Annotated in this window: 21 protein-coding genes; 13 read left to right on the top strand and 8 right to left on the bottom strand. The window is 62.5% G+C overall.

Annotation, left to right across the window (positions count from 1 at the left end; all coding sequences use genetic code 11):
* Positions 1 to 325 precede the first annotated feature (325 nt).
* The gene (gene guaD / locus SSARUM_RS11085) at positions 326 to 1,648 is read right to left on the bottom strand and encodes a guanine deaminase (RefSeq protein WP_033648235.1); all 1,323 of its coding nucleotides are present in this window, start codon (positions 1,646 to 1,648) and stop codon (positions 326 to 328) included.
* Between the two features lie 425 nt (positions 1,649 to 2,073).
* Between guaD and fecI the strand changes: the two genes are divergently transcribed.
* From fecI to fecA, 3 genes are all read left to right on the top strand, one after another.
* Positions 2,074 to 2,598 (top strand): ferric citrate uptake sigma factor FecI, encoded by a 525-nt coding sequence (gene fecI, locus SSARUM_RS11080; RefSeq protein ID WP_033648234.1) that lies wholly within the window; start codon positions 2,074 to 2,076, stop codon positions 2,596 to 2,598.
* Positions 2,595 to 3,551, top strand: a complete 957-nt coding sequence (fecR, locus tag SSARUM_RS11075; protein ID WP_033648233.1) for a ferric citrate uptake sigma factor regulator FecR — start codon at positions 2,595 to 2,597, stop codon at positions 3,549 to 3,551. Before fecI ends, fecR begins: the two co-directional genes overlap by 4 nt.
* A gap of 114 nt (positions 3,552 to 3,665) precedes the next feature.
* Positions 3,666 to 6,017, top strand: coding sequence for a TonB-dependent Fe(3+) dicitrate receptor FecA (gene fecA, locus SSARUM_RS11070; protein WP_060430000.1), 2,352 nt, complete (start codon positions 3,666 to 3,668; stop codon positions 6,015 to 6,017).
* 41 nt (positions 6,018 to 6,058) lie between these two features.
* Here the strand turns inward: fecA and SSARUM_RS11065 are convergent, their stop codons facing one another.
* Positions 6,059 to 6,226 carry a hypothetical protein gene (locus tag SSARUM_RS11065; protein ID WP_154609291.1) on the bottom strand — a complete coding sequence of 56 codons (168 nt, stop codon included), beginning with the start codon at positions 6,224 to 6,226 and terminating at the stop codon, positions 6,059 to 6,061.
* Between SSARUM_RS11065 and SSARUM_RS11060 the strand changes: the two genes are divergently transcribed.
* Both SSARUM_RS11060 and ydfG read left to right on the top strand, forming a co-directional pair.
* Positions 6,218 to 6,739, top strand: coding sequence for a GNAT family N-acetyltransferase (locus SSARUM_RS11060; protein ID WP_049212079.1), 522 nt, complete (start codon positions 6,218 to 6,220; stop codon positions 6,737 to 6,739). The genes SSARUM_RS11065 and SSARUM_RS11060 overlap by 9 nt on opposite strands.
* 125 nt (positions 6,740 to 6,864) lie before the next feature.
* The gene (gene ydfG, locus SSARUM_RS11055) at positions 6,865 to 7,614 is read left to right on the top strand and encodes a bifunctional NADP-dependent 3-hydroxy acid dehydrogenase/3-hydroxypropionate dehydrogenase YdfG (protein WP_025302722.1); all 750 of its coding nucleotides are present in this window, start codon (positions 6,865 to 6,867) and stop codon (positions 7,612 to 7,614) included.
* Positions 7,615 to 7,650: 36 nt separating this feature from the next.
* On the opposite strand, the gene SSARUM_RS11050 is transcribed toward ydfG, so the two are convergent.
* The gene (locus SSARUM_RS11050) at positions 7,651 to 7,977 is read right to left on the bottom strand and encodes a YnfA family protein (protein WP_033648230.1); all 327 of its coding nucleotides are present in this window, start codon (positions 7,975 to 7,977) and stop codon (positions 7,651 to 7,653) included.
* Positions 7,978 to 8,125: 148 nt separating this feature from the next.
* Between SSARUM_RS11050 and SSARUM_RS11045 the strand changes: the two genes are divergently transcribed.
* A complete protein-coding gene (locus SSARUM_RS11045; protein ID WP_004938560.1) occupies positions 8,126 to 8,494 on the top strand; it encodes a DUF1283 family protein in 369 nt (122 codons plus the stop codon).
* Positions 8,495 to 8,583: 89 nt separating this feature from the next.
* Positions 8,584 to 8,883, top strand: a complete 300-nt coding sequence (locus SSARUM_RS11040) for a DUF1161 domain-containing protein (RefSeq protein ID WP_033648229.1) — start codon at positions 8,584 to 8,586, stop codon at positions 8,881 to 8,883.
* Between the two features lie 56 nt (positions 8,884 to 8,939).
* Here SSARUM_RS11040 and SSARUM_RS11035 read toward each other — a convergent pair whose 3' ends face one another.
* Positions 8,940 to 10,427, bottom strand: a complete 1,488-nt coding sequence (locus SSARUM_RS11035; RefSeq protein WP_060429997.1) for an MDR family MFS transporter — start codon at positions 10,425 to 10,427, stop codon at positions 8,940 to 8,942.
* A 508-nt stretch (positions 10,428 to 10,935) separates the two neighbouring features.
* Here SSARUM_RS11035 and SSARUM_RS11030 point away from each other — a divergent pair.
* The 5 genes from SSARUM_RS11030 to clcB all read left to right on the top strand — a co-directional run bounded on the left by SSARUM_RS11030 (position 10,936) and on the right by clcB (position 15,799).
* Positions 10,936 to 11,652, top strand: coding sequence for an ABC transporter permease (locus tag SSARUM_RS11030; RefSeq protein WP_033638459.1), 717 nt, complete (start codon positions 10,936 to 10,938; stop codon positions 11,650 to 11,652).
* Positions 11,653 to 11,716: 64 nt separating this feature from the next.
* Positions 11,717 to 12,574, top strand: a complete 858-nt coding sequence (locus tag SSARUM_RS11025; RefSeq protein ID WP_060437664.1) for a glycine betaine ABC transporter substrate-binding protein — start codon at positions 11,717 to 11,719, stop codon at positions 12,572 to 12,574.
* Positions 12,575 to 12,585: 11 nt separating this feature from the next.
* Positions 12,586 to 13,236 carry an osmoprotectant ABC transporter permease OsmW gene (gene osmW / locus SSARUM_RS11020; RefSeq protein WP_033638455.1) on the top strand — a complete coding sequence of 217 codons (651 nt, stop codon included), beginning with the start codon at positions 12,586 to 12,588 and terminating at the stop codon, positions 13,234 to 13,236.
* A complete protein-coding gene (osmV, locus tag SSARUM_RS11015) occupies positions 13,233 to 14,372 on the top strand; it encodes an osmoprotectant ABC transporter ATP-binding protein OsmV (protein ID WP_033638454.1) in 1,140 nt (379 codons plus the stop codon). The genes osmW and osmV overlap by 4 nt, the downstream gene beginning before the upstream one ends.
* A 125-nt stretch (positions 14,373 to 14,497) precedes the next feature.
* Positions 14,498 to 15,799: a voltage-gated ClC-type chloride channel ClcB gene (gene clcB / locus SSARUM_RS11010; protein WP_033648226.1), complete on the top strand. Its 1,302-nt coding sequence runs from the start codon at positions 14,498 to 14,500 to the stop codon at positions 15,797 to 15,799.
* Here the strand turns inward: clcB and SSARUM_RS11005 are convergent.
* Positions 15,796 to 16,188 carry a helix-turn-helix domain-containing protein gene (locus SSARUM_RS11005; RefSeq protein ID WP_033648225.1) on the bottom strand — a complete coding sequence of 131 codons (393 nt, stop codon included), beginning with the start codon at positions 16,186 to 16,188 and terminating at the stop codon, positions 15,796 to 15,798. The two genes, clcB and SSARUM_RS11005, sit on opposite strands and share 4 nt — an antisense overlap.
* 68 nt (positions 16,189 to 16,256) lie before the next feature.
* Here SSARUM_RS11005 and SSARUM_RS11000 point away from each other — a divergent pair, with 68 nt between their 5' ends.
* Positions 16,257 to 16,751: a DUF2938 family protein gene (locus SSARUM_RS11000; RefSeq protein WP_039566303.1), complete on the top strand. Its 495-nt coding sequence runs from the start codon at positions 16,257 to 16,259 to the stop codon at positions 16,749 to 16,751.
* Between the two features lie 6 nt (positions 16,752 to 16,757).
* On the opposite strand, the gene bioD is transcribed toward SSARUM_RS11000, so the two are convergent.
* From bioD to SSARUM_RS10985, 3 genes are all read right to left on the bottom strand, one after another.
* On the bottom strand, positions 16,758 to 17,423 hold the full coding sequence (bioD, locus tag SSARUM_RS10995; protein WP_033648223.1) for a dethiobiotin synthase: 666 nt from the start codon (positions 17,421 to 17,423) through the stop codon (positions 16,758 to 16,760).
* 144 nt (positions 17,424 to 17,567) lie between these two features.
* Positions 17,568 to 18,785 carry a sugar metabolism global transcriptional regulator Mlc gene (gene mlc / locus SSARUM_RS10990; RefSeq protein WP_033648222.1) on the bottom strand — a complete coding sequence of 406 codons (1,218 nt, stop codon included), beginning with the start codon at positions 18,783 to 18,785 and terminating at the stop codon, positions 17,568 to 17,570.
* Positions 18,786 to 18,944: 159 nt separating this feature from the next.
* The gene (locus tag SSARUM_RS10985; RefSeq protein WP_033638441.1) at positions 18,945 to 19,835 is read right to left on the bottom strand and encodes a LysR substrate-binding domain-containing protein; all 891 of its coding nucleotides are present in this window, start codon (positions 19,833 to 19,835) and stop codon (positions 18,945 to 18,947) included.
* Positions 19,836 to 19,897 lie beyond the last annotated feature (62 nt).

The following is a 19,897-nucleotide window of genomic DNA, read 5'->3' as shown; positions in this document are numbered from 1 at the left end:
ATCGTAAAGATAATTATTCTCATTATGATATAGAGCCCCCCGAAGAAATGCAATGCTTTTTACGCACTTATCCAGCAACATGGCTGTATATCACTAGGTATATTCATAAAAAACCAATAAAGAGTCTCCTAACCAAATAATCGTATTCAGACTACATCTCGGCATGTCCAATAAATAATCATGCGCCGCCCTTCCATTGTCTGTTTTTCATCCACAACGTGTGCAGCAATAACGCTATCAAGGCTTTCACTTCCTTATGTTAAAATTGTCGCCACGCGGTGTCGGCGTATTCCAATATGCCTTTGCGCCAACACCGCGAATGAAATCAGTCTGACACCGCCGCCTGATAAACCACCTTGCCGTCCACATAGGTGCGATAAATATTGCGATCGTCCCCCAGCGTCATCAGCACGAAGCCTTGTTCCGCCGGCGTGGCGCTGTTGGCGTAGCGTAACTGCTGCAGCGGCGTCACCGCCGGATCGAGCACCACGAAATCCGCCTCTTTGCCGACGTCGAAGTTGCCGATTTTGTCGTCTAGCGACAGCGCGCGGGCGCCGCCCAGGGTGGCGTGATAGAACGCTTCTACGGCGGAGAGCCGGTAATGCTGCAGCTGGCCGACCTTGTACGCCTCGCCCAGCGTGCGCAGCATATTGAAGGAGGTGCCTGCCCCCACGTCGGTGCCGATGCCGAGCTTCACCCGCTTGCGCCAGGCCTGCTGCAGGTCGAACAGCCCGCTACCGAGGAACAGGTTGGAGGTGGGGCAAAAGGCGATCGCCGAGCGGGTCTCGCACAGGCAGTCCCACTCCTGCTCCTCCAGGTGCAGGCAGTGGGCGAACACGCTTTTGCCGCCGGTCATGCCGTAGCGATGGTAAACGTCCAGATAGCTTTGGCTTTGCGGGAACAGCGATTTTACCCAGGCCACTTCCTGCGGATTCTCGCTCAGGTGCGTCTGCAGCCACACGTCGGGGAATTCTTCGCGCAGCCGCTGCACCTGCGCCAGCAGCGCCGGGGTGCTGGTTGGCGCAAAGCGCGGCGTAATGGCGTAACCGAGGCGGCCTTTGCCGTGCCAGCGTTCAATCAACTCGCGCGTGTCGCGGTAACTCTGCTCCGGCGTTTCCAGCAGCGCCTGCGGCGCATGGCGATCCATCATCACCTTACCGGCGATCAGGCGCATGTTCAGCGTTTGCGCCTGGCTGAACAGCGCATCGACCGACTGCGGATGCACGCTGCCGAACACCAGCGCGGTGGTGGTGCCGTTGCTCAGCAACTCCCGCAGAAAGAAGGCCGACATCGCGTCGGCGTGCCGCTCGCAGCCATAGCGGCTTTCGGTCGGGAAGGTGTAATTATTTAACCAGTCCAGCAGTTGGTCGCCATAGGCGCCAATCATTTCGGTTTGCGGATAGTGGATATGGGTGTCGATAAAGCCCGGTACGATCGGTTTGTCGCGATACTCCGTGACCGCGAAACCCGGCGGCAACAGCGCCTCACCCTGCTGCCAGCTGCCGAACCAGGCGATGACGCCCCCATTCAGCAGCAACAAACCGTCGGGAATGTGCCGCAGGCGTTCGTCAAGCTGTTGCGGTTCCTCCACGCAGGCCGCGATATCAAAAAAATTGCCACGAATAGCCGTGGTGAATTGCAGTGCCATTATTTTCTTCCTTGTGACGACCGGCCAATCTCACCCGCATAATAACCTGCGTCGATGAAACAATGCCTTCTGTTGCCCAAACTTAAAGACCAGGTTAAGCATAGCAAGCCGTGTGCCAACAGACCGACAAAAAATATATTTTCACGTTAAAACAAAGTGATACCAATTAAACAAAGAAAACCAACCGAAGAAAAAGAATAAAACACGCGGCGATCTTCGACGGCAGATTAATAGCAACCGTTTGCTTACCGGAATAACACCTTTGCTGCACCTTTAATGGGCAAAGGGATATTTTCGCGCCCGTCAGCCTATTTCAACGCGATAAAAAGAGGCCGGAACCATTCAGGAACCCACCCGACAAACTTGAAACGATAACCATTCTCAATTATCATCCGCGCATCTTTTTGACCAGCAATGCGAAAACCATGTCCGCCACCGCTTCCGCCCCGCACGCCGCGCTGTCGCGCCTTTACGCCACCCATCACGCCTGGTTGCAGGGATGGTTGCGCCGGCGGCTGGGCTGCGCTTTCGACGCGGACGATGTGGCGCAGGACACCTTTATGCGCCTGCTGAAAAGCGACGCCGCGGAGACCCTGCGCGAGCCGAAAGACTTTCTGGTCACCGTCGCCAAGCGGGTGATGGTCGATCTGTTCCGCCGCAGAACGCTGGAGCGCGCCTATCTGGAGATGCTGACGCTGATCCCGGAAGGCTACGCCCCGTCGCCGGAACAGCGCCAGAGCCTGTTGGAAAGCCTGCAGCAGATCGACGCCATGCTCGACGGCCTGGGGCCGAAAGCGAAACAGGCCTTTCTGCTGTCGCAGCTCGAAGGCCTGGGCTATGCGGACATCGCCGTGCGCCTCGGCGTGTCGGTCAGTTCGGTTAAAAAATACATGGCCAAGGCCACCGAACATTGCCTGCTGTTCAGCCTGGAAAACGACGTTTTCTCATGAGCAACGCCATTACCCCCGAGCAGCGCCAGGCGCTGAAGATGGCCGCACACTGGTATGCCCTGCTGTGCGATGAGCACGTCACCGACCGCCAGCGCCTACAGTGGCAAGCCTGGCACCAGCAGCACGCCGATCACCGCTGGGCCTGGCAGCGCGTCGAAGCGCTGCAGAGCCAGCTGCAGGGCGTGCCGGGCAAGTTCAGCTACCGCGCGCTCGATCGCGCCGGCCGCCAGTCGGCAATCGATCGCCGCACCCTGCTGAAGAGCCTGCTGCTGTTGCTTGGCGTAGGTGGCGGCGGTTTCCTTTACCAATCGCCGTTCGGCCGGGAGCTGCGCGCCGACTACCGCACCGCCACCGGCGAAATCAAACCCATTGTGTTAAGCGACGGCACCCAACTGGTGCTGAACACCGCCAGTGCGGTGGACGTGCATTACGACGATCGTCAACGGTTGATCCGTTTGCACGCCGGAGAAATCAGCCTGATTACCGGGCGCGACCCCCGGCCGCTGTGGGTGCAAAGCCCGCAGGGGGCGATGCGCGCGCTCGGCACCCGCTTTTTGGTGCGCGAGATCGGCGGCGAGACGCGCCTGACGGTGCTGGAGCATGCGGTCGAAGCGCAGCTGGCGCAGGATCCGCAGCAAACGCGCCGGGTGGACGCCGGGGAACAGATCGGCTTCAGCGCCTCGGCCTTCAGCGACAAGCAACCGGCTGCGGCGGAGGACGGCTGGCTGCGCGGCGTGCTGAGCGTCAGCCAATGGCGGCTGGACCAGGTGATCGCCGAACTGGCGCGCTACCGACGTGGCCACCTGAGCTGCGATCCGGCCGTCGCCGGCCTGCGCGTCAGCGGCAGTTTCCCGCTCAACGATACCGATCGCGCCCTCGCCCTGCTCAGCCAGACGCTGCCGGTGCGCCTGCAAAGCTTTACCCGCTATTGGCTGCAAATCGTTCCCGCCTGAATTTTTTAAATGAAAATGATAAAAAATCGCATTCTTGATTGTCCCTTTTGCTTCGCTCATCCGACTCCCAGGAAAACACTGCAGCAATAAATAAAAAATGATTCAGGAGAAGGTATGAACAACGCTTGGGGAAAGGGAGCGCCGGCTTCGCTTTGGGGAAAACGCGCCACGCCGCTGGCCGTGGCCATTGGCCTGGCATTCGCCGCACCGCTGACGGCGAGCGCCGCCAGCGCCGCCGCAGCCTATCATATTCCGGCCGGTGAGTTGGACGGCGCGCTGAACGCTTTCGCCGCGCGCGCCGGCATCGCGCTCTCGATGGACGGCACGCTGACCGCCGGTAAACGTTCGCCGGGCCTGAGCGGCAGCTACGGCGTCGATGACGGCCTGAACGCCTTGCTGGCGGGCAGCGGCCTGCAGGCTATAGCGCTCGGCAACAACGGTTACACGCTGGCCAAACTGCCTCAGCCGCAGAAGGAAGAAGACATCACCGTGGTCGGTGACTGGCTGGCGGAAGGCCGCCAGGTAGACGTGTTCGAACATCCCGGCGCGCGCGACGTGGTGCGCCGCGAAGAATTCGCCAAAACCGGCACCACCACCGTGCGCGAAGCGTTGAATCGCGTGCCGGGCGTGGTGGCGCCGGAGAACAACGGCACCGGCAGCCATGACATGGCGCTGAACTTCGGCATTCGCGGCCTCAACCCGCGCCTCGCCAGCCGCTCCACCGTACTGATGGACGGCATCCCGGTGCCCTTCGCGCCTTACGGCCAGCCGCAGCTGTCGCTGGCGCCGGCCTCGCTCGGCAATATGGACGCGATCGACGTGGTGCGCGGCGGCGGCGCGGTGCGCTACGGGCCGCAGAGCGTCGGCGGCGTCGTCAACTTCGTCACCCGCGCCATCCCGAAAACCTTCGGCATGGAAGCCGGTATGCAGGGGCAGCTCAGCCCGACTTCGCGCCAGGATCACCCGAAAGGCACCGGCAACCTGATGATCGGCGGCACCGCCGACAACGGCTTCGGCGCGGCGCTGCTCTACTCCGGCACCCGCGGCAGCGACTGGCGCGAACACAGCGCGACCAAGATTGACGACGTGATGCTGAAAAGCCGTTACGCCCCGAACGAGGTGCACACCTTCAACAGCCTGCTGCAATACTACGAAGGCGAGGCGGACATGCCGGGCGGCCTGAGCCGGGCGGACTACAACGCCAACCCGTTCCAGTCGACGCGCCCGTACGACAAGTTCTGGGGCCGCCGCCAGCTGGCGAACTTCGGCTATCAGTATCAGCCGGATCAACAGCACAAGTTCGACGTGCAGAGCTTCTACACCTACACCCTGCGCAGCGGCTATCTGGATCAGGGCAAAAATCTGACGCTGTCACCGCGCGAATACTGGGTGCGCGGCGTGGAACCGCGCTACAGCCAGAGCTTCCGCTGGGGAGACTCGGCGCATGAGGTCGGCGTCGGCTACCGCTACGTCAGCGAATCCACCCACGAGCTGCGCTACACCAGCAAGGCCAGCACCGGCCGGCTGCCGTCCAGCGCCAGCCCGTACGATCGCGATACCCAGTCCGGCACCGAGGCGCACGCCTTCTATATCGACGATCGCATCGACATCGGCGACTGGACCATCACGCCAGGCATGCGCTACGAGTACATCAAGTCGTATCAGAACAACTACATCAAGAACAACCGCCTCGACGTCAGCTATAACGCGCCGCTGCCGGCGTTGAACGTGATGTATCACCTTAACGAATACTGGAACCTGTACGCCAACACCGAAGGCTCCTTCGGCACCGTGCAATACAGCCAGATGGGCAAAGCGGTCGACAGCGGCAAGATTGAACCGGAGAAGGCGCGCACCTGGGAGCTGGGCACCCGCTACGCCGGCGATGCGCTGACCGGCGAGATCGGGCTGTTCCTGATCAACTTCAACAACCAGTACGACTCCAACCAGGTGACCGACAGCGTGACCGCGCGCGGCAAAACTCGCCACGCCGGGCTGGAGGGCAGCCTGCGTTACGATCTGTCGCAGCTGACGCCGAAACTGGACGATCTGACCGCCTACGCCAGCTACGCCTACGTCAACGCCACTATCCGCGAAGACGGCGGCTACAAGGGCAACCAGGTGCCGTTCTCACCGAAGCATAAAGGCACGCTGGGGCTGGACTACACGCCGGGCAACTGGGCGTTTAACCTCAACGGCGAGTTCCAATCCAGCCAGTTCGCCGATAACGCCAACACCGTGGCGGAAAGCGCCGACGGCAGCACCGGCCGCATTCCCGGCTATATGCTGTGGGGCGTGCGCGCCGCCTATGATTTCGGCCCGGAAATGGCCGGCCTGAATCTGGGCGTCGGCGTGAAAAACCTGTTCAACCACGAGTATTTCACCCGCGCCTATGACGACAATAACAAAGGTCTGTACATCGGCCAGCCGCGCACGATCTATCTGCAAGGCTCGGTGAAGTTCTGATCCCCTACGGCGGGCGCACCTCAGCGCGCTCGCCGCTTCATTCACAACGTGACATTGTCACCAATCCCGATCTTTCCATCTTGCCCAAGCGGCGAAAAATAAGTCGCTTCTGCCGCCAATGCGCGTAATATCGACGATCCGCCCTGATTTATGGGCGCGGATTTTTTGCCGTTCTGGCCTGAAAAGCGAGGGAAAATAAGATGAATCATAATGACCTTTCTCAGTGCCGCGTGGACACCGACCGTTTGTTGATTGCCCCCTTTACCGCAGCAGACGCCGACGATGTTTACCAGGCGATCACCCCCACTCTGACGCGCTTTATGGCCTTTGAGCCGGAGGCGTCGCCGGAAGATTTCGCCAACGTCTGGCAAGGTTGGCTGCCGCTGATGCGCGAAGGCGAAGAAGTGATCTTCGTCGCCCGTCGGCGCGAAGACCGGCAGTTTGTCGGCGTCGGCGGCGCGCACAACCTGCGCAGCCGCACCCCGGAGCTGGGCATCTGGGTGAAAGAGAGCCTGCACGGCCAGGGCTACGGGCGCGAAATCGTGCAGGGCATCGCGCACTGGGTCAGCGAGCGCTTTCAGCCTCAGCACCTTATCTACCCGGTGGCCGAGCAAAATACCGCCAGCCGCCGCCTCGCCGAGTCGCTGGGCGGCGTGCTGGCCGGCAAGCGTGAAAACATCAAGTATGACGCCGTGGTCTACCACCTGCCGCCTCAGCGCTAATCAGCATCGGGCCGCCGGCCCGGTGCGGCCTTTTTTTCTCTGCGCCACGATAACCGCTGCCACTGCCAGCGGGTTTGTGCTAATGATAGAGGCATGTAGGGTAAAAACAGTTGAGGAACAGCAACATGATTATTTTTGTTACCGGCGCCACCTCCGGTTTCGGCGAGGCAATCGCACGCCGTTTTATCCGTGAAGGCCATCAGGTGATCGCCGCCGGGCGCCGCCTTGAGCGTCTCGAAGAGCTGCAGGACGAATTAGGGCAAGCGCTGCACATCGTGCGGCTCGACGTGCGCAACCGCGCTGCCATTCAACAGGCGATCGAAGCACTGCCGGCCGAGCTGCGCCAGATCGACGTGCTGGTGAACAACGCCGGCCTGGCGCTGGGGCTGGAGCCGGCGCACAAGGCCAACGCCGATGACTGGGAAACCATGATCGACACCAACGCCAAGGGGCTGGTGAACATGACGCGCGCGCTGCTGCCGGCCATGGTCGAGCGCAACGTCGGCCATGTGATCAACATCGGCTCCACCGCCGCCAACTGGCCTTACGCCGGCGGCAACGTGTACGGCGCCACCAAGGCGTTCGTCAAACAGTTCAGCCTGGGGCTGCGCGCCGATCTGCACGGCACGCGCATCCGCGTGACCGATATCGAGCCGGGCCTGGTGGGCGGCACCGAATTCTCCAACGTGCGCTTCAAGGGCGATGACGGCAAGGTCAACAAAACCTACGAAGGCGCCGATGCGCTGACGCCGGAAGACATCGCCGAGTCGGTGTTCTGGGTCGCGACGTTGCCGGCGCGCGTCAACATCAACACGCTGGAAATGATGCCGGTCAGCCAGTCCTTCGCCGGGCTGAACATCCACCGCGGCGCCTGATCTCCGGCGGCGGGAGGCGACTCCCGCCGTGTTTGCTCAGGCTGCGCGCCAGCCGGAAACGATGATCAACATGCCCGCCAGCGCCACCCCCGCGCCCACCCAGTCCAGCGCAGACAGCTTCACCCCGTCCACCACCCGCAGCCACAGCAGCGCCGTCGCCACATACACGCCGCCGTAGGCCGCATAGACCCGCCCGCTGGCCGCCGGATGCAGCGTCAACAGCCAGACAAACAGCATCAGGCTCACTGCCGCCGGCAGCAATAGCCAGGCGCTGCCCTGCTTTTTGAGCCAGAGATAAGGCAAGAAACAGCCGATAATTTCAGCCAGGGCGGTGGCGAAAAACAACAGCGTGGTTTTTAACATCGGTCGCAGTTTTCTCTCGATAAAGTAAACGAATCGGCGCTTGGCTGGTGAATTTCAGAAGCGCGGTGGTATATTTGTCACCACGCCTGCGGGCGAAGTAACGCCAGTGTCGCCATCATCAGGCGCGCTCACTCATAAGGATGAAACGATGAAAACATTTTCGACCCAACGACTGCTGCGCGGGATGCTGCCGGTCGCCATGCTGGCCGTTATGGGCGCCTGGCAGGCGCCGGCGCTGGCCGCCACCTGCACGCAGGGCAGCACCTGCGTCACCGTCGATGGCAAAGGCAGCGGCGCGATGAGCACCGAAGAAGCACGCCAGAGCAAAGAGCAGTGGAATGATACCAAATCCCTGCGCCACAAGGTTAACACTCGCGTCGAGAAAGAGTTCGACAAGGCCGATCGCGCGGCGGATGACGAAGATCGCTGCAACGACAGCAACAACGTCAACGCGTACTGGGAGCCGGACACCCGTAAATGTCTGGATCGTCAGACCGGGCGTCGGATTAATCCTTAATCCGCCTGCGGCGGGCGGGCAAGCGTGAAACCCGGCCGCCATTACTGCTATCCTGTTACAGGAAGTCCATTGTCTAAAAGGATGACGTGATGAAGAAAACGCTGATATTAACCGCTGTCTTGCTGGCCGGCGCGCCGTTGGCGGCCCTGGCCTCCTGCGAAAGCGTGAAAGCGGACATTTCGCAGAAAATCATCAATAACGGCGTTCCGGAGTCCGGCTTCAAACTGGAGATCGTGCCTAACGATCAGGCCGATCAAGCGGGCGGCCAAGTGGTCGGCCACTGCGAAAACGACACCCAGAAGATCGTCTATACCCGCCTGAACAATGGCGACGATCGCGGTGACGCGGCGCAGACCGGCAGCAGCCAGGATACCTCCAACACGCAGTAAGCCGCATCGGCTATCCAGGGCGCAGTTCATTCACAGCCGCGCCCTTTACTTTTCCCTTACGCCTGCTCCGCCTCTTCCCCTTCGCCCTGCGGTCGACAACGCGCCGGGATCAGCATCGCCGCCGCCAACGCCAGCAACGACACCAACGCCGACACCAGAAACACCCAATGCAGCGAAGCCGCCACCTGCTGGATCAGCTGCGCCAGCGCTTCGCTTCCCATGCTCTGCCGCACCGCCGGCTCCATCAGCCGCTGCACCGGATCGTCAATCTCCGGCAAACGCCACTGCAGGTTGAGGTTCAGCGTGGCACCCAAAATCGCGGTGCCGATGGCCGACCCCACCATGCGGGTAAACACCGTACAGGCGGTGGCGATGCCGCGAATGCTGTAATGCGCCGCATTCTGCACCGACACTAAAAACGTGGTGTTGCACAACCCCATGCCGGCGCCGACCATAAACGCCGCCACCCGCCCCCACAGCAGGCCGCCGGTCGGCTGCAGCATCAGCAGGATCAGGCCGCCCGCCACCAACAGCAGCGCACCCAGCAACGCCGTCGCGCGGTACGAGGTCATCAGCATCAAACGGCCGCTCAGCGTGCTGGCCAGCGGCCAACCGATCGACATCAGCGCCAGCGTGGTGCCCGCCTCCAGCGGCGAGCCGCCCATTACGCCCTGAATGAAAGTAGGCAGGAAGGCGCTGATGCCCATCATCGCCGCGCCGATCACCAGCCCGCCGATGTTGCCGGCGACGATCACCCGGCTTTGCCACAGCGCCAGCGGGAACAGCGGTTCGACCGCGCGCCGCTCCTGGCGGACAAGCAGCGCCAGCGACGCCGCCGCCAGCGCGAGCAACGGCGCCACCCACCATCCCAGGCTTTCCATCTGCAACAGCGCGAGCAGCAGCGCCGAAACAAACAGCGTCAGCCAGGCGGTGCCCGCCAGATCCAGCGCGTGCCGCCGCAGCTGCTGATGCGCAGGCAGATAGCGCCAGAGGAAGAACATCGCCAGCAGGCCGATCGGCAGGTTGACCCAGAACACCAGCGCCCACGGCAGGTGCTGCACGATAAACGCCCCCAGCAGCGGGCCGATGATCGCCGACACGCCCCACACGCTCGACAGGTAGCCCATCACCTTCGGCCGCTCGGTGGCGCTGTAGATGTCGCCGATGATGGTGGAGGCGATCGGCATGATGGCGCCGGCGCCCAGCCCCTGCAGCAGACGGAAGCCGATCAGCCAATACATGTCGGGGGCGAAGCCGCACAGCACCGATCCCAGCAGGAACAGCGTGGCGCCGAAGAAGAACACCCGCTTGCGGCCGTAGAGATCCGCCAGCCGGCCGTAGATGGGAATGGTGATCGCCTGCGCCAGCAAATAGACCGCGAACACCCAGCCCAGCAGCGAAAAGCCGCCGAGATCGCCGATGATGGTCGGCATGGCGGTGGCGACGATGGTGGCTTCGATCGCCGACATGAACATCGCCAGCATGCAGGCGATCAGGATCAGCGGGCGGTGGGCGATGGGTGCGGGTGAAACGTTATTTGTCATGGCGTTATGCAGGCTTCCTGGCGTTTTTATTTTCCCTGAGTATATCAGCAAGCGTCTGCGCCGAGTCTATCCGCCCTCACATCCTGCCTTTGCCGGCGGCGAATCGCACCATTTGGACTGATTGTTACGGCGTAACTTTTTGCTGCGGATTTTTTTTACTTTCCACGCATCCCAGCGCTGACGCGGTCTGCGGCGCCAATCTGGGCAAACTCAATCAGCTGATTTTGTTCATAAAACTTGGCACGCTCAACGTCAGGGTGCTATACCTTCCCTAGCCGGCGCCTTTGGGCTTCGTGCTTTCTCGGGTTTAAATATCAGTATCTTATGCTGATTAACTCACGTATTGAGCCTACGTTCAGCACGCTGTGCCGAACGCACCCTTCGCTCAATCTCGCTAACCTCATGCGAAACGCCCGTTTTGTACCGCCACGCCCGCCGGGCAGTGGGTAACAATCAGAGCGGAATGCGCCGCCTATCGGCCGCTCCGCGCAACGGAGGACGCAACATCATGCACAAGTCAGCGCCATACCGGCGCCTGCTCCTCGGGAGCCTGCTGTTTATCGCCGTCGTCGCGCTGCTGGTTTACGGCATCGGCTGGGAAACCCTCAAGTCGCGCCGGGAAGATTTGATTTACCTCGGCCAGCAGCACATGTTCCTGGTGGCGTGCTCCATGCTGCTGTCGCTGCTGGTCGGTATTCCCAGCGGCATCCTGCTGAGCCGCCCTTTCGCCCGCCGCTGGGCGGAGCACGTGATGCAGATCTTTAACGTCGGCAACACCCTGCCGCCGCTGGCGGTGCTGGCGCTGGCGATGGTGATCATCGGCATCGGCGACCGGCCGGCGGTGGTGGCGCTGTTCCTCGCCTCGCTGCTGCCCATCGTGCGCAATACCTATGCCGGCCTGCGTTCGGTGCCGCCGGCGCTGGTCGAGGCCGCCAACGGTATTGGCATGACCGCCGGGCAGCGGCTGCGCCAGGTCGAACTGCCCAACGCCCTGCCGGTGATCTTCGCCGGGGTACGCATCGCGATGGCGATCAACGTCGGCACCGCGCCGCTGGCGTTTTTGATCGGCGCCAGCAGCTACGGCGAACTGATCTTCCCCGGCATCTACCTGAACGACTTCCCGACGCTGATCCTCGGCGCCGCCGCCACCGCGCTGATCGCCCTGCTGCTCGATCTGGCGCTGGCCGGTCTCGGCCGCCGGCTCAGCCCGCACACCGCATCCTGATGGGAGAAACGCGATGACTCGATGGTTACAACGCCTCCGCCACGCGCTGCTGTTCTCCTTGCTGATGACCGGCGCGGCCGCCTGGGGCGCCCCGCTGACGCTGGCGAGCAAGAACTTCACCGAACAGCGCATTCTGTCGGCGATCACCGTGCAATACCTGCGGGCCAAAGGTTTTCAGGTCGAACCCAAGACCAATCTGGCCACGGTGATCACCCGCAACGCCATGATCAACAAACAGATCGACATGACCTGGGAATACACCGGCACCTCGCTGATCATCTTTAACCACATCAATAAGCGCATGACGCCGCAGGAAACTTACGACACGGTGAAAAAGCTCGACGCCAAACTCGGCCTGGTGTGGCTGCAGCCGGCGGACATGAACAACACCTACGCCTTCGCCATGCAGCGCCAGCGCGCGGAAAAAGAGCAGATTCGCACCATGTCGCAGCTGGTGGCCAAAGTGGAACAAGTGCGTAAAACCGACCCGAAACACAACTGGCTGCTGGGGCTGGATCTGGAGTTTGCCGGCCGCTCGGACGGCCTGAAGCCGATGCAGGCGCTGTACGACATGCCGCTCGATCGTCCGCAAATCCGCCAGATGGATCCCGGCCTGGTCTACAACGCCATCCGCGACGGTTTCGTCGACGCCGGGCTGGTGTACACCACCGACGGCCGGGTGAAAGGCTTCGATCTGCAGGTGCTCGAAGACGACAAGGGTTACTTCCCGAGCTATGCGGTCACGCCGGTGGTGCGCGCCGACGTGTTGCAAAACACGCCGGGGCTGGAAGAGGCGCTGAACACGCTGTCGAAACAGTTCAACAATCAGGTGATCACCGAGCTTAACGCCAGGGTGGATATCGACTACCAGACGCCGCAACAGGTCGCCGACGCGTTCCTCAAGCAGCGCGGCCTGATTTAGGGAGGCATGTGATGAATACCATACTTTACGCCTGGCAAAACTGGGCCTATATCGCCGGATTGACGCTGGAACATCTGCTGCTGGTCGGCGTCGCCGTCGGCCTGGCGATCCTGATCGGCGTGCCGCTCGGCGTGCTGATCGTCCGCCACAAATGGCTGGCGACGCCGGTGCTGAGCCTAGCCACGCTGGTGCTTACCGTGCCCTCCATCGCCCTGTTCGGGCTGATGATCCCGCTGTTTTCCTTAATCGGCCACGGCATCGGCTACGTGCCGGCGATCACCGCGGTGTTCCTTTACTCGCTGCTGCCAATCGTGCGCAACACCCACACCGCGCTCGACAACCTGCCCGGCGGGCTGCGCGAAGCCGGCCGCGGCATCGGCATGACGTTCTGGCAACGCCTGCGCTGGGTGGAGATCCCGGTGGCGCTGCCGGTGATCTTCGGCGGCATCCGCACCGCCGTGGTGATGAATATCGGCGTGATGGCGATCGCTGCGGTGATCGGCGCCGGCGGCCTCGGCCTGCTGCTGCTCAACGGCATCAGCAGCAGCGACATTCGCCAGTTGATTACCGGCGCCGTGATGATCAGCCTGCTGGCGATCGTCCTCGATTGGTTATTGCACCGCTTGCAAATTGCGCTAACGCCCAAGGGGATCCGCTCATGATTAAATTGGAAAATCTGACCAAACAGTTCATGCAAAAGAACGGCACGCCGTTCAACGCCGTCGACAACATCAATCTGGACGTGCCGGAAGGCGAAATCTGCGTGCTGCTCGGCCCTTCCGGCTGCGGCAAAACCACCACGCTGAAGATGATCAACCGCCTGATCGAACCCACCGGCGGCACCATTCTGGTCAACGGCGAAGACACCAGCGCGCTGGATACCGTCAGCCTGCGCCGCAAAATCGGCTACGTCATCCAGCAGATCGGCCTGTTTCCCAACATGACCATCGAGGAGAACATCACCGTGGTGCCGCGCATGCTGGGCTGGGACAAAAAACGCTGCCACGATCGCGCCGAGGAGCTGATGAGCATGGTGGCGCTGGATCCCAAGCGTTTTTTGCACCGCTACCCGAAAGAGATGTCCGGCGGGCAGCAGCAGCGCATCGGCGTGATCCGCGCGCTGGCGGCCGATCCACCGGTGCTGCTGATGGATGAACCCTTCGGCGCAGTGGATCCGATCAACCGCGAAACCATCCAGAACGAGTTTCTCGACATGCAGCGCCAGCTGAAAAAGACCGTGATGCTGGTGAGCCACGACATCGACGAAGCGCTGAAGCTCGGCGATCGCATCGCGGTGTTCCGCCAGGGCAAAATCGTGCAAAACGCCAGCGCCGATGAGCTGCTGGCGCGACCGGCCAACGACTTCGTCGCTTCCTTTGTCGGCCAGGATCGCACGCTGAAGCGCCTGCTGCTGGTGCAGGCCGGCGACGTGGCCGATCAACAGGAAACGGTGACGGTGCGGCGGGAGACGCCGCTAGTGGAAGCGTTCGGGCTGATGGACGATATCGACGCCCGCTCGGTGACGGTGGTGGACGCCGACGGCAAGCCGCTGGGATACGTCAAGCGCCGCGAGGCACGCGGCGCGCCGGGCGTCTGCGCCGACAGCCTGCACCATTTCCGCGTCACCGCCCGTGCGGAGGAGAACCTGCGCGTGGTGCTGTCGAAGCTGTACGAGCACAACACCTCCTGGATGCCGATAGTCGATGAAGACGGCCGCTACAGCGGCGAAATCTCGCAGGATTATATCGCCGACTACCTCAGCTCCGGCCGCACGCGCCGGGTGCTGACGCCGCAATAACCCACGCCGGGGCGCTCGCCGCCCCGCCCACGCCGCAGTTTGCTAAAGATTCACTGGTCATCGGCCGGAGCGCCAAGCACAATGCGCTGATGACCCTTTGATTTTTCTCACGACGCTGCCCACGCATGAAAAGATTGGTCCATCTGCACCACTATCGCGCCCTGTTGCGCAGCCTGTTTATCGCCGTGTTCATCGGCGTCGCCGCCGCTCTGGCGGTGTGGCTGTTCCACCGTTCGATGATTGGCCTCGAGTGGCTGCTGCTCGGCAATGCCGACGGCAGCCTGGTGGCCGCCGCCGCCGCGCTGCCCGGCTGGCGGCGCGCCCTCACGCCGGCGCTGGGCGGGCTGGCGGCGGGCCTGCTGCTGTATATGCATCAGCGCTACCGCCACCAGCGCCCGGCGGCGCCCACCGACTATATGGAAGCGATCGAGACCGGCAACGGCAAGCTGGACACCGGCGCCAGCCTGGTGAAGTGCCTGGCGTCGCTGCTGGTGGTGTCGAGCGGCAGCGCCATCGGCCGCGAAGGCGCGATGATCCTGCTGGCGGCGCTGGTGGGCTCGTTGTTCGCCCAGCGCTTTACGCACGAGAAAGAGTGGAAACTGTGGGTGGCCTGCGCCGCCGCCGCCGGGATGGCCAGCGCCTATCATGCGCCGCTGGCGGGCAGCCTGTTTATCGCCGAGATCCTGTTCGGCACCCTGATGCTGGCCTCGCTCGGCCCGGTGGTGATCGCCGCGGTCAGCGCCCTGCTGATGACCAACCTGCTCAACGGCGGCCAGGCGCCGCTCTATCTGGTGACGCCGCTCGCCGCCCCCTTGCCGACGCAATACCTGCTGATGGCGCTGGTCGGCGTGGTGGCCGGCGCCGGTGGGCCGCTGTTTTTATGGCTGATGACCGCCACCGGCCATGCCTTCCGCTCGCTGCGGTTGAAGCCGCCGTTGCAGCTGGCGCTGGGCGGCCTGATCGTCGGGCTGCTTTCGCTGCTGTTCCCGCAGGTGTGGGGCAACGGTTACAGCGTGGTACAGGCGCTGCTGATCGCGCCGCCGGGGGTATTGCTGCTGGGGGCGATCCTGGTGTGCAAACTGTTGGCGATCCTCGCCAGCAGCGGGTCGGGCGCGCCGGGCGGGGTCTTCACCCCGACGCTGTTCGTCGGCGCCGCGCTCGGTTCGATCATCGGTCAGCTGTTTGGCCTGTGGCCGGGCATGGATGCGGCGGTGCCGCTGCTGCTGGCGCTGACCGGCATGGCCACCCTGCTGGCCGCCACCACCCATGCGCCAATCATGGCGGCGCTGATGGTGTTTGAAATGACCGGCGAATACGCGCTGCTGCCCGGCATTCTGCTCTCGTGCGTGATCGCCACCACCGTGTCGCGCGGCCTGCGGCCGGTGTCGGTGTATCACTCGGCGCCGCCGCCCAAACGCGAGGCTTAGAACTCGCCCTGCTGCAGGATTTTCCTGAACTGCGGGCACTGCAGGTGCTCGGGTTCAGGGCAATCGACCATGTGGCGCAGCCCGTCGCGCACCTGCATCAGGCGTTGGATATGGCGATCCAGTTCATCCGCCCGCGCCGCCAGCAGCCCGCGATCGAGCGCTATCTTGCCCCGTTCGTCAAACAAGGCGCTCATCTCGTCCAGCGTAAAACCGGCCAGGCGCGCCAGCGCGATCAGCCGCAGTTGGTCAAGCACGCCGGCGGCGTATTGGCGGCGCAAACCGTGGCGGCCCGTCGACGCGATCAGCCCTTTCTTCTCGTAATGCCGCAGCGCGGAAGGCGCGACTCCGCTCAGGCGCGCCACCGCGCCGATATCCAGTTCTTTTGCCATTGACTTGAAGCCGACTTTAAGTTGCACACTGTGCGCACATTATCACGTCACTGAGCCAAGGACACCCTATGACCCCCGATCTGCTAGTGCGCATCCTGTTAACCGGCGCCGGCGCCACCCTCTGTATGGATCTGTGGGCGCTGCTGCTGAAGCGGCGCTTCGACATCCCTTCTCTCGATTATGCGCTGGTGGGCCGTTGGTTTCTCGGCATGTTCGACGGCCGCTGGTTTCACGCCACCATCGTTACGGCGCCGCCGCGCCGGGGGGAGAGAGAAATCGGCTGGATATTGCATTACGCCATCGGCATCGCGTTTGCCTTTATCCCGCTCGGGTTGGCGGGCAGCGAGTGGTATGCGGCGCCGGAGCCGCTCATCGCGCTGTTGAGCGGCTGGCTGAGCCTGGCGGCGCCGTTTCTGGTGATGCAGCCCGCGCTGGGCTTTGGCGTGGCGGCGGCGAAAACCGCCTACCCGCGAAAAGCGCGGCTCCTCAGCCTGCTCACCCACACGGTGTATGGGCTGGGCCTGCTGATCGCCGCCCGGCTGTTGGCGACGCTCTGCGCCTGAACGGACTTACAGCAGCGTGGAAATATCGAGGTAGTGCGCCAGTTCGCGCTGCTCCGCGCGCGGCAGATACGGAATTTCACCCAGCAGCGGCGCGGGAATGCGCTGCTGCAGCGCCGTGATGGTTTCGGCATAGTGCGCCAACCCCGGGTTGATGCGGTTGGCCACCCAGCCCAGCAGCGGCAGACCGTCGTTGATGATCGACTGCGCGGTCAGCAGCGCGTGGCTGACGCAGCCCAGTTTGATGCCCACCACCAGCACCACCGGCAGCTGTTCCTGCACCACCCACTCGGCGTAAGGCCGCAGATCGTTCATCAGCACCCGCCAACCGCCGCTGCCTTCCACCACCACCGTGTCGGCTTTGGCGGACAGATCGCGCAGACCGCTGCTCATCACGCCATAGTTGATGTCCTCGGTTGCATGCGCGTGAAACACCTCATCCAGGCAGGTGATGGGATTGATCTCCTCGTAGGACAGCGGCAGGGTTGAGGTGGCCTGCAACACCAAAGCGTCTTTATTGCGGATGCCCTCACTGGTTTCCTGGCAGCGCGCGGCGATCGGCTTGTAGCCGGCCACCGAACGGCCATCGGCGGCCAGCGCCTGCATCAACCCGCGGGAAACCACGGTTTTACCGACGTCGGTATCCGTGCCTGTCACAAATAAACGCTTCAACATGAATAAAATGCCCCAGAATGCCCCGTTAACAATGTGTCGCCGCACCGGCGGCGAAGAAGTCTTGCGGAAAAATTCTAGGGGATGCGCCCTCATAGGGGCTTGAGGTAGCTCAATCTTTTGCGGGATTAATAAGAAGTTCTGATGTTAGCCCTGCAGCAGCTGCACCAGCAATGAACCGTTGTACAGCGCCTCTTTCACCAGCGCCGCGCCGGGCATGGTGCCCTGATTGAAGAACTGCGTGGATTCGACCTTGACCTGCTCGCTGTAGGCCGGCAGCGCCTGCTGACGAATGCAGGAGGCGATGGCCGGATGCAAGATCTCCGCCGCGCGGTTGAGCGGCGAGCCCACCAGGATCTTCTCCGGATTGAACAGGTTGACCATGATTGCCAGAATGCGCCCCACGCTGTGGCCGACGCCGAGAATGATGTCCCGCGCCAGCTGATCCCCCGCCAGCGCGGCGTCGCACAGCGATTCGACGGTCAGCGGCGCGCCGTGCAGGCTGGAGCTCATCGAGCCGCTCAGCCGCTGCTGGGCGATCTCCAGCATGTTTTCGATGCTGGCCACGGTTTCGAGACAGCCGTGGTTGCCGCAATAGCAGCGTTTGCCGTAAGGATCGACCTGGGTGTGGCCGATCTCCACCACGCTGTGGCTGCCGGCGTGCAGCACATGGCCGCCGGTGATCACCCCGGCGCCGACGTTGTGGTCGATCACCACCTGAATGACGTTCTGGCTGCCGCGCGAGGCGCCGTACAGCGCCTCGGCCATGGTCCAGGCGCTGATGTCGTGCTGCAGGTAAACCGGCAGGCCGGTGCGGGTTTCCAGCGCCGGGCCGAGCGGCATCTCCAGCACGTCGTAAAACGGCATGCGGTGCACCACGCCGGACTGCACGTCGATCATGCCCGGCAGCGTGATGGCGATCGCCGTCAGCCGCTCCAGCTTGCTTTGGTGGCGGATAAAGAATTGGTCGACTTCGGTCAGGATGCGTTTCAACAGCGGTTCGGGGTGTTCGGCCGCCAGCGGCAGCAGCTCCTCCACCACCAGTTTGCTGCTGAGATCGCGCAGCGCCAGCGTGATGCTGCCGCGGCTGATGCGGGCGGACAGGTAATGCCAGGCTTCGGTGTCCAGCACCAGGCCCACCGCCGGGCGGCCCCGGCTGCCGATTTCCTGGTACTCGGTTTCCTTGACCAGGTGGGCTTCCAGCAGTTCGCGCACGATCTTGGTGATGCTGGCGGGCGCCAGCTGCGCGCGTTTTGACAGTTCGATGCGCGAAATCGGGCCCAGTTGATCGATTAGCCGATAAACCGCCCCCGCATTAGTCTGTTTGATTTGATCGATATGCCCAGGCTGCCCAACCGCAATCACAAACCTGCTCCTACTATTTTTCGCGCTTCTAAATAAAGACTAGGGGTTATGGTGGGGCTTTTGTCATACAGCGTCAACTATTTGATTCGTTATGTGATTTGCTGCACAAATTCCTCGCAATTTCAGCGTGAATCGAGTTTTATTTACCCGGTTTCGGCGTCATTTGAGCATCAACGCCATCAGCGCCTGCGCCGCAGCGGTCAGCGGCCGCCGGCGGTGATGCACCAGCCACACTTCGGTGGTGGCGTCGGGTTCCGCCAGCGGCAGATAGCGCACGCCGTCCACCCGCACCCGGGCGAAAGAGGCCGGCAGAATCGACACCCCCAACCCGGCGGAGACCAGCCCGATGATGGTCATCGCTTCGCCTACTTCCTGGGTGATGTACGGAGTTATGCCGGCCTTGCCGAGCAGCAGCAGAATTTCGTCGTACAGCGCGGTGCCGACTTCACGCGAGAAGAACACGAACGGCTCCTGCGCCAGATGTTGAAACCGCAGCGCGCCGCCGGGCGTTTCCGCCAGCGGATGCCCTTGCGGCACCACCGCCACCAGCGGTTCGCGCAGCAGCAGCTGATAGTGAAGCGCTTCCGGCAGCCGCGTGTTGCGCATCACCCCCAGATCCAGCTCACCGTTCAGCAGCGGTTCGATCTGCTGTTTGGTGTTGATTTCGCGCATTTTGATATGCACCTGCGGCGAGTGCTGACGAAAGGCGCGCAGGCTGCGCGACACCACGCCGATAAAGGGCGCGGAAGAGGTAAAGCCGATGGTCATTTCCCCCAGTTCGCCGCGATCCAGACGCGCCGCCTTTTCCGCCGCGCGCCCGACCTGATCGAGCACCTGATAGGCTTCTTTGAGGAACATCTCCCCGGCCTGGGTCAAACTGACGTTGCGGTTGTTGCGCGCCAGCAGCCGCGCGCCGACCATCTCCTCCAGCGCCTGGATTTGCTGGCTGAGCGGCGGCTGGGAGATGCGCAGCCGTTCGGCGGCGCGGCCAAAATGCAGCTCTTCCGCCACGGCGATAAAGTAACGCAGGTGCCTCAATTCGATATTCATATTTAAAACATCTTAATTTTAATTATTAATATATTAGACAAAAAAATCGCCGCTCCCTATCA

This window comes from Serratia sarumanii (genome assembly GCF_029962605.1).
In the GTDB taxonomy this organism is placed as follows: domain Bacteria; phylum Pseudomonadota; class Gammaproteobacteria; order Enterobacterales; family Enterobacteriaceae; genus Serratia; species Serratia sarumanii.
This window is presented reverse-complemented; position numbering and strand designations above follow the sequence as displayed.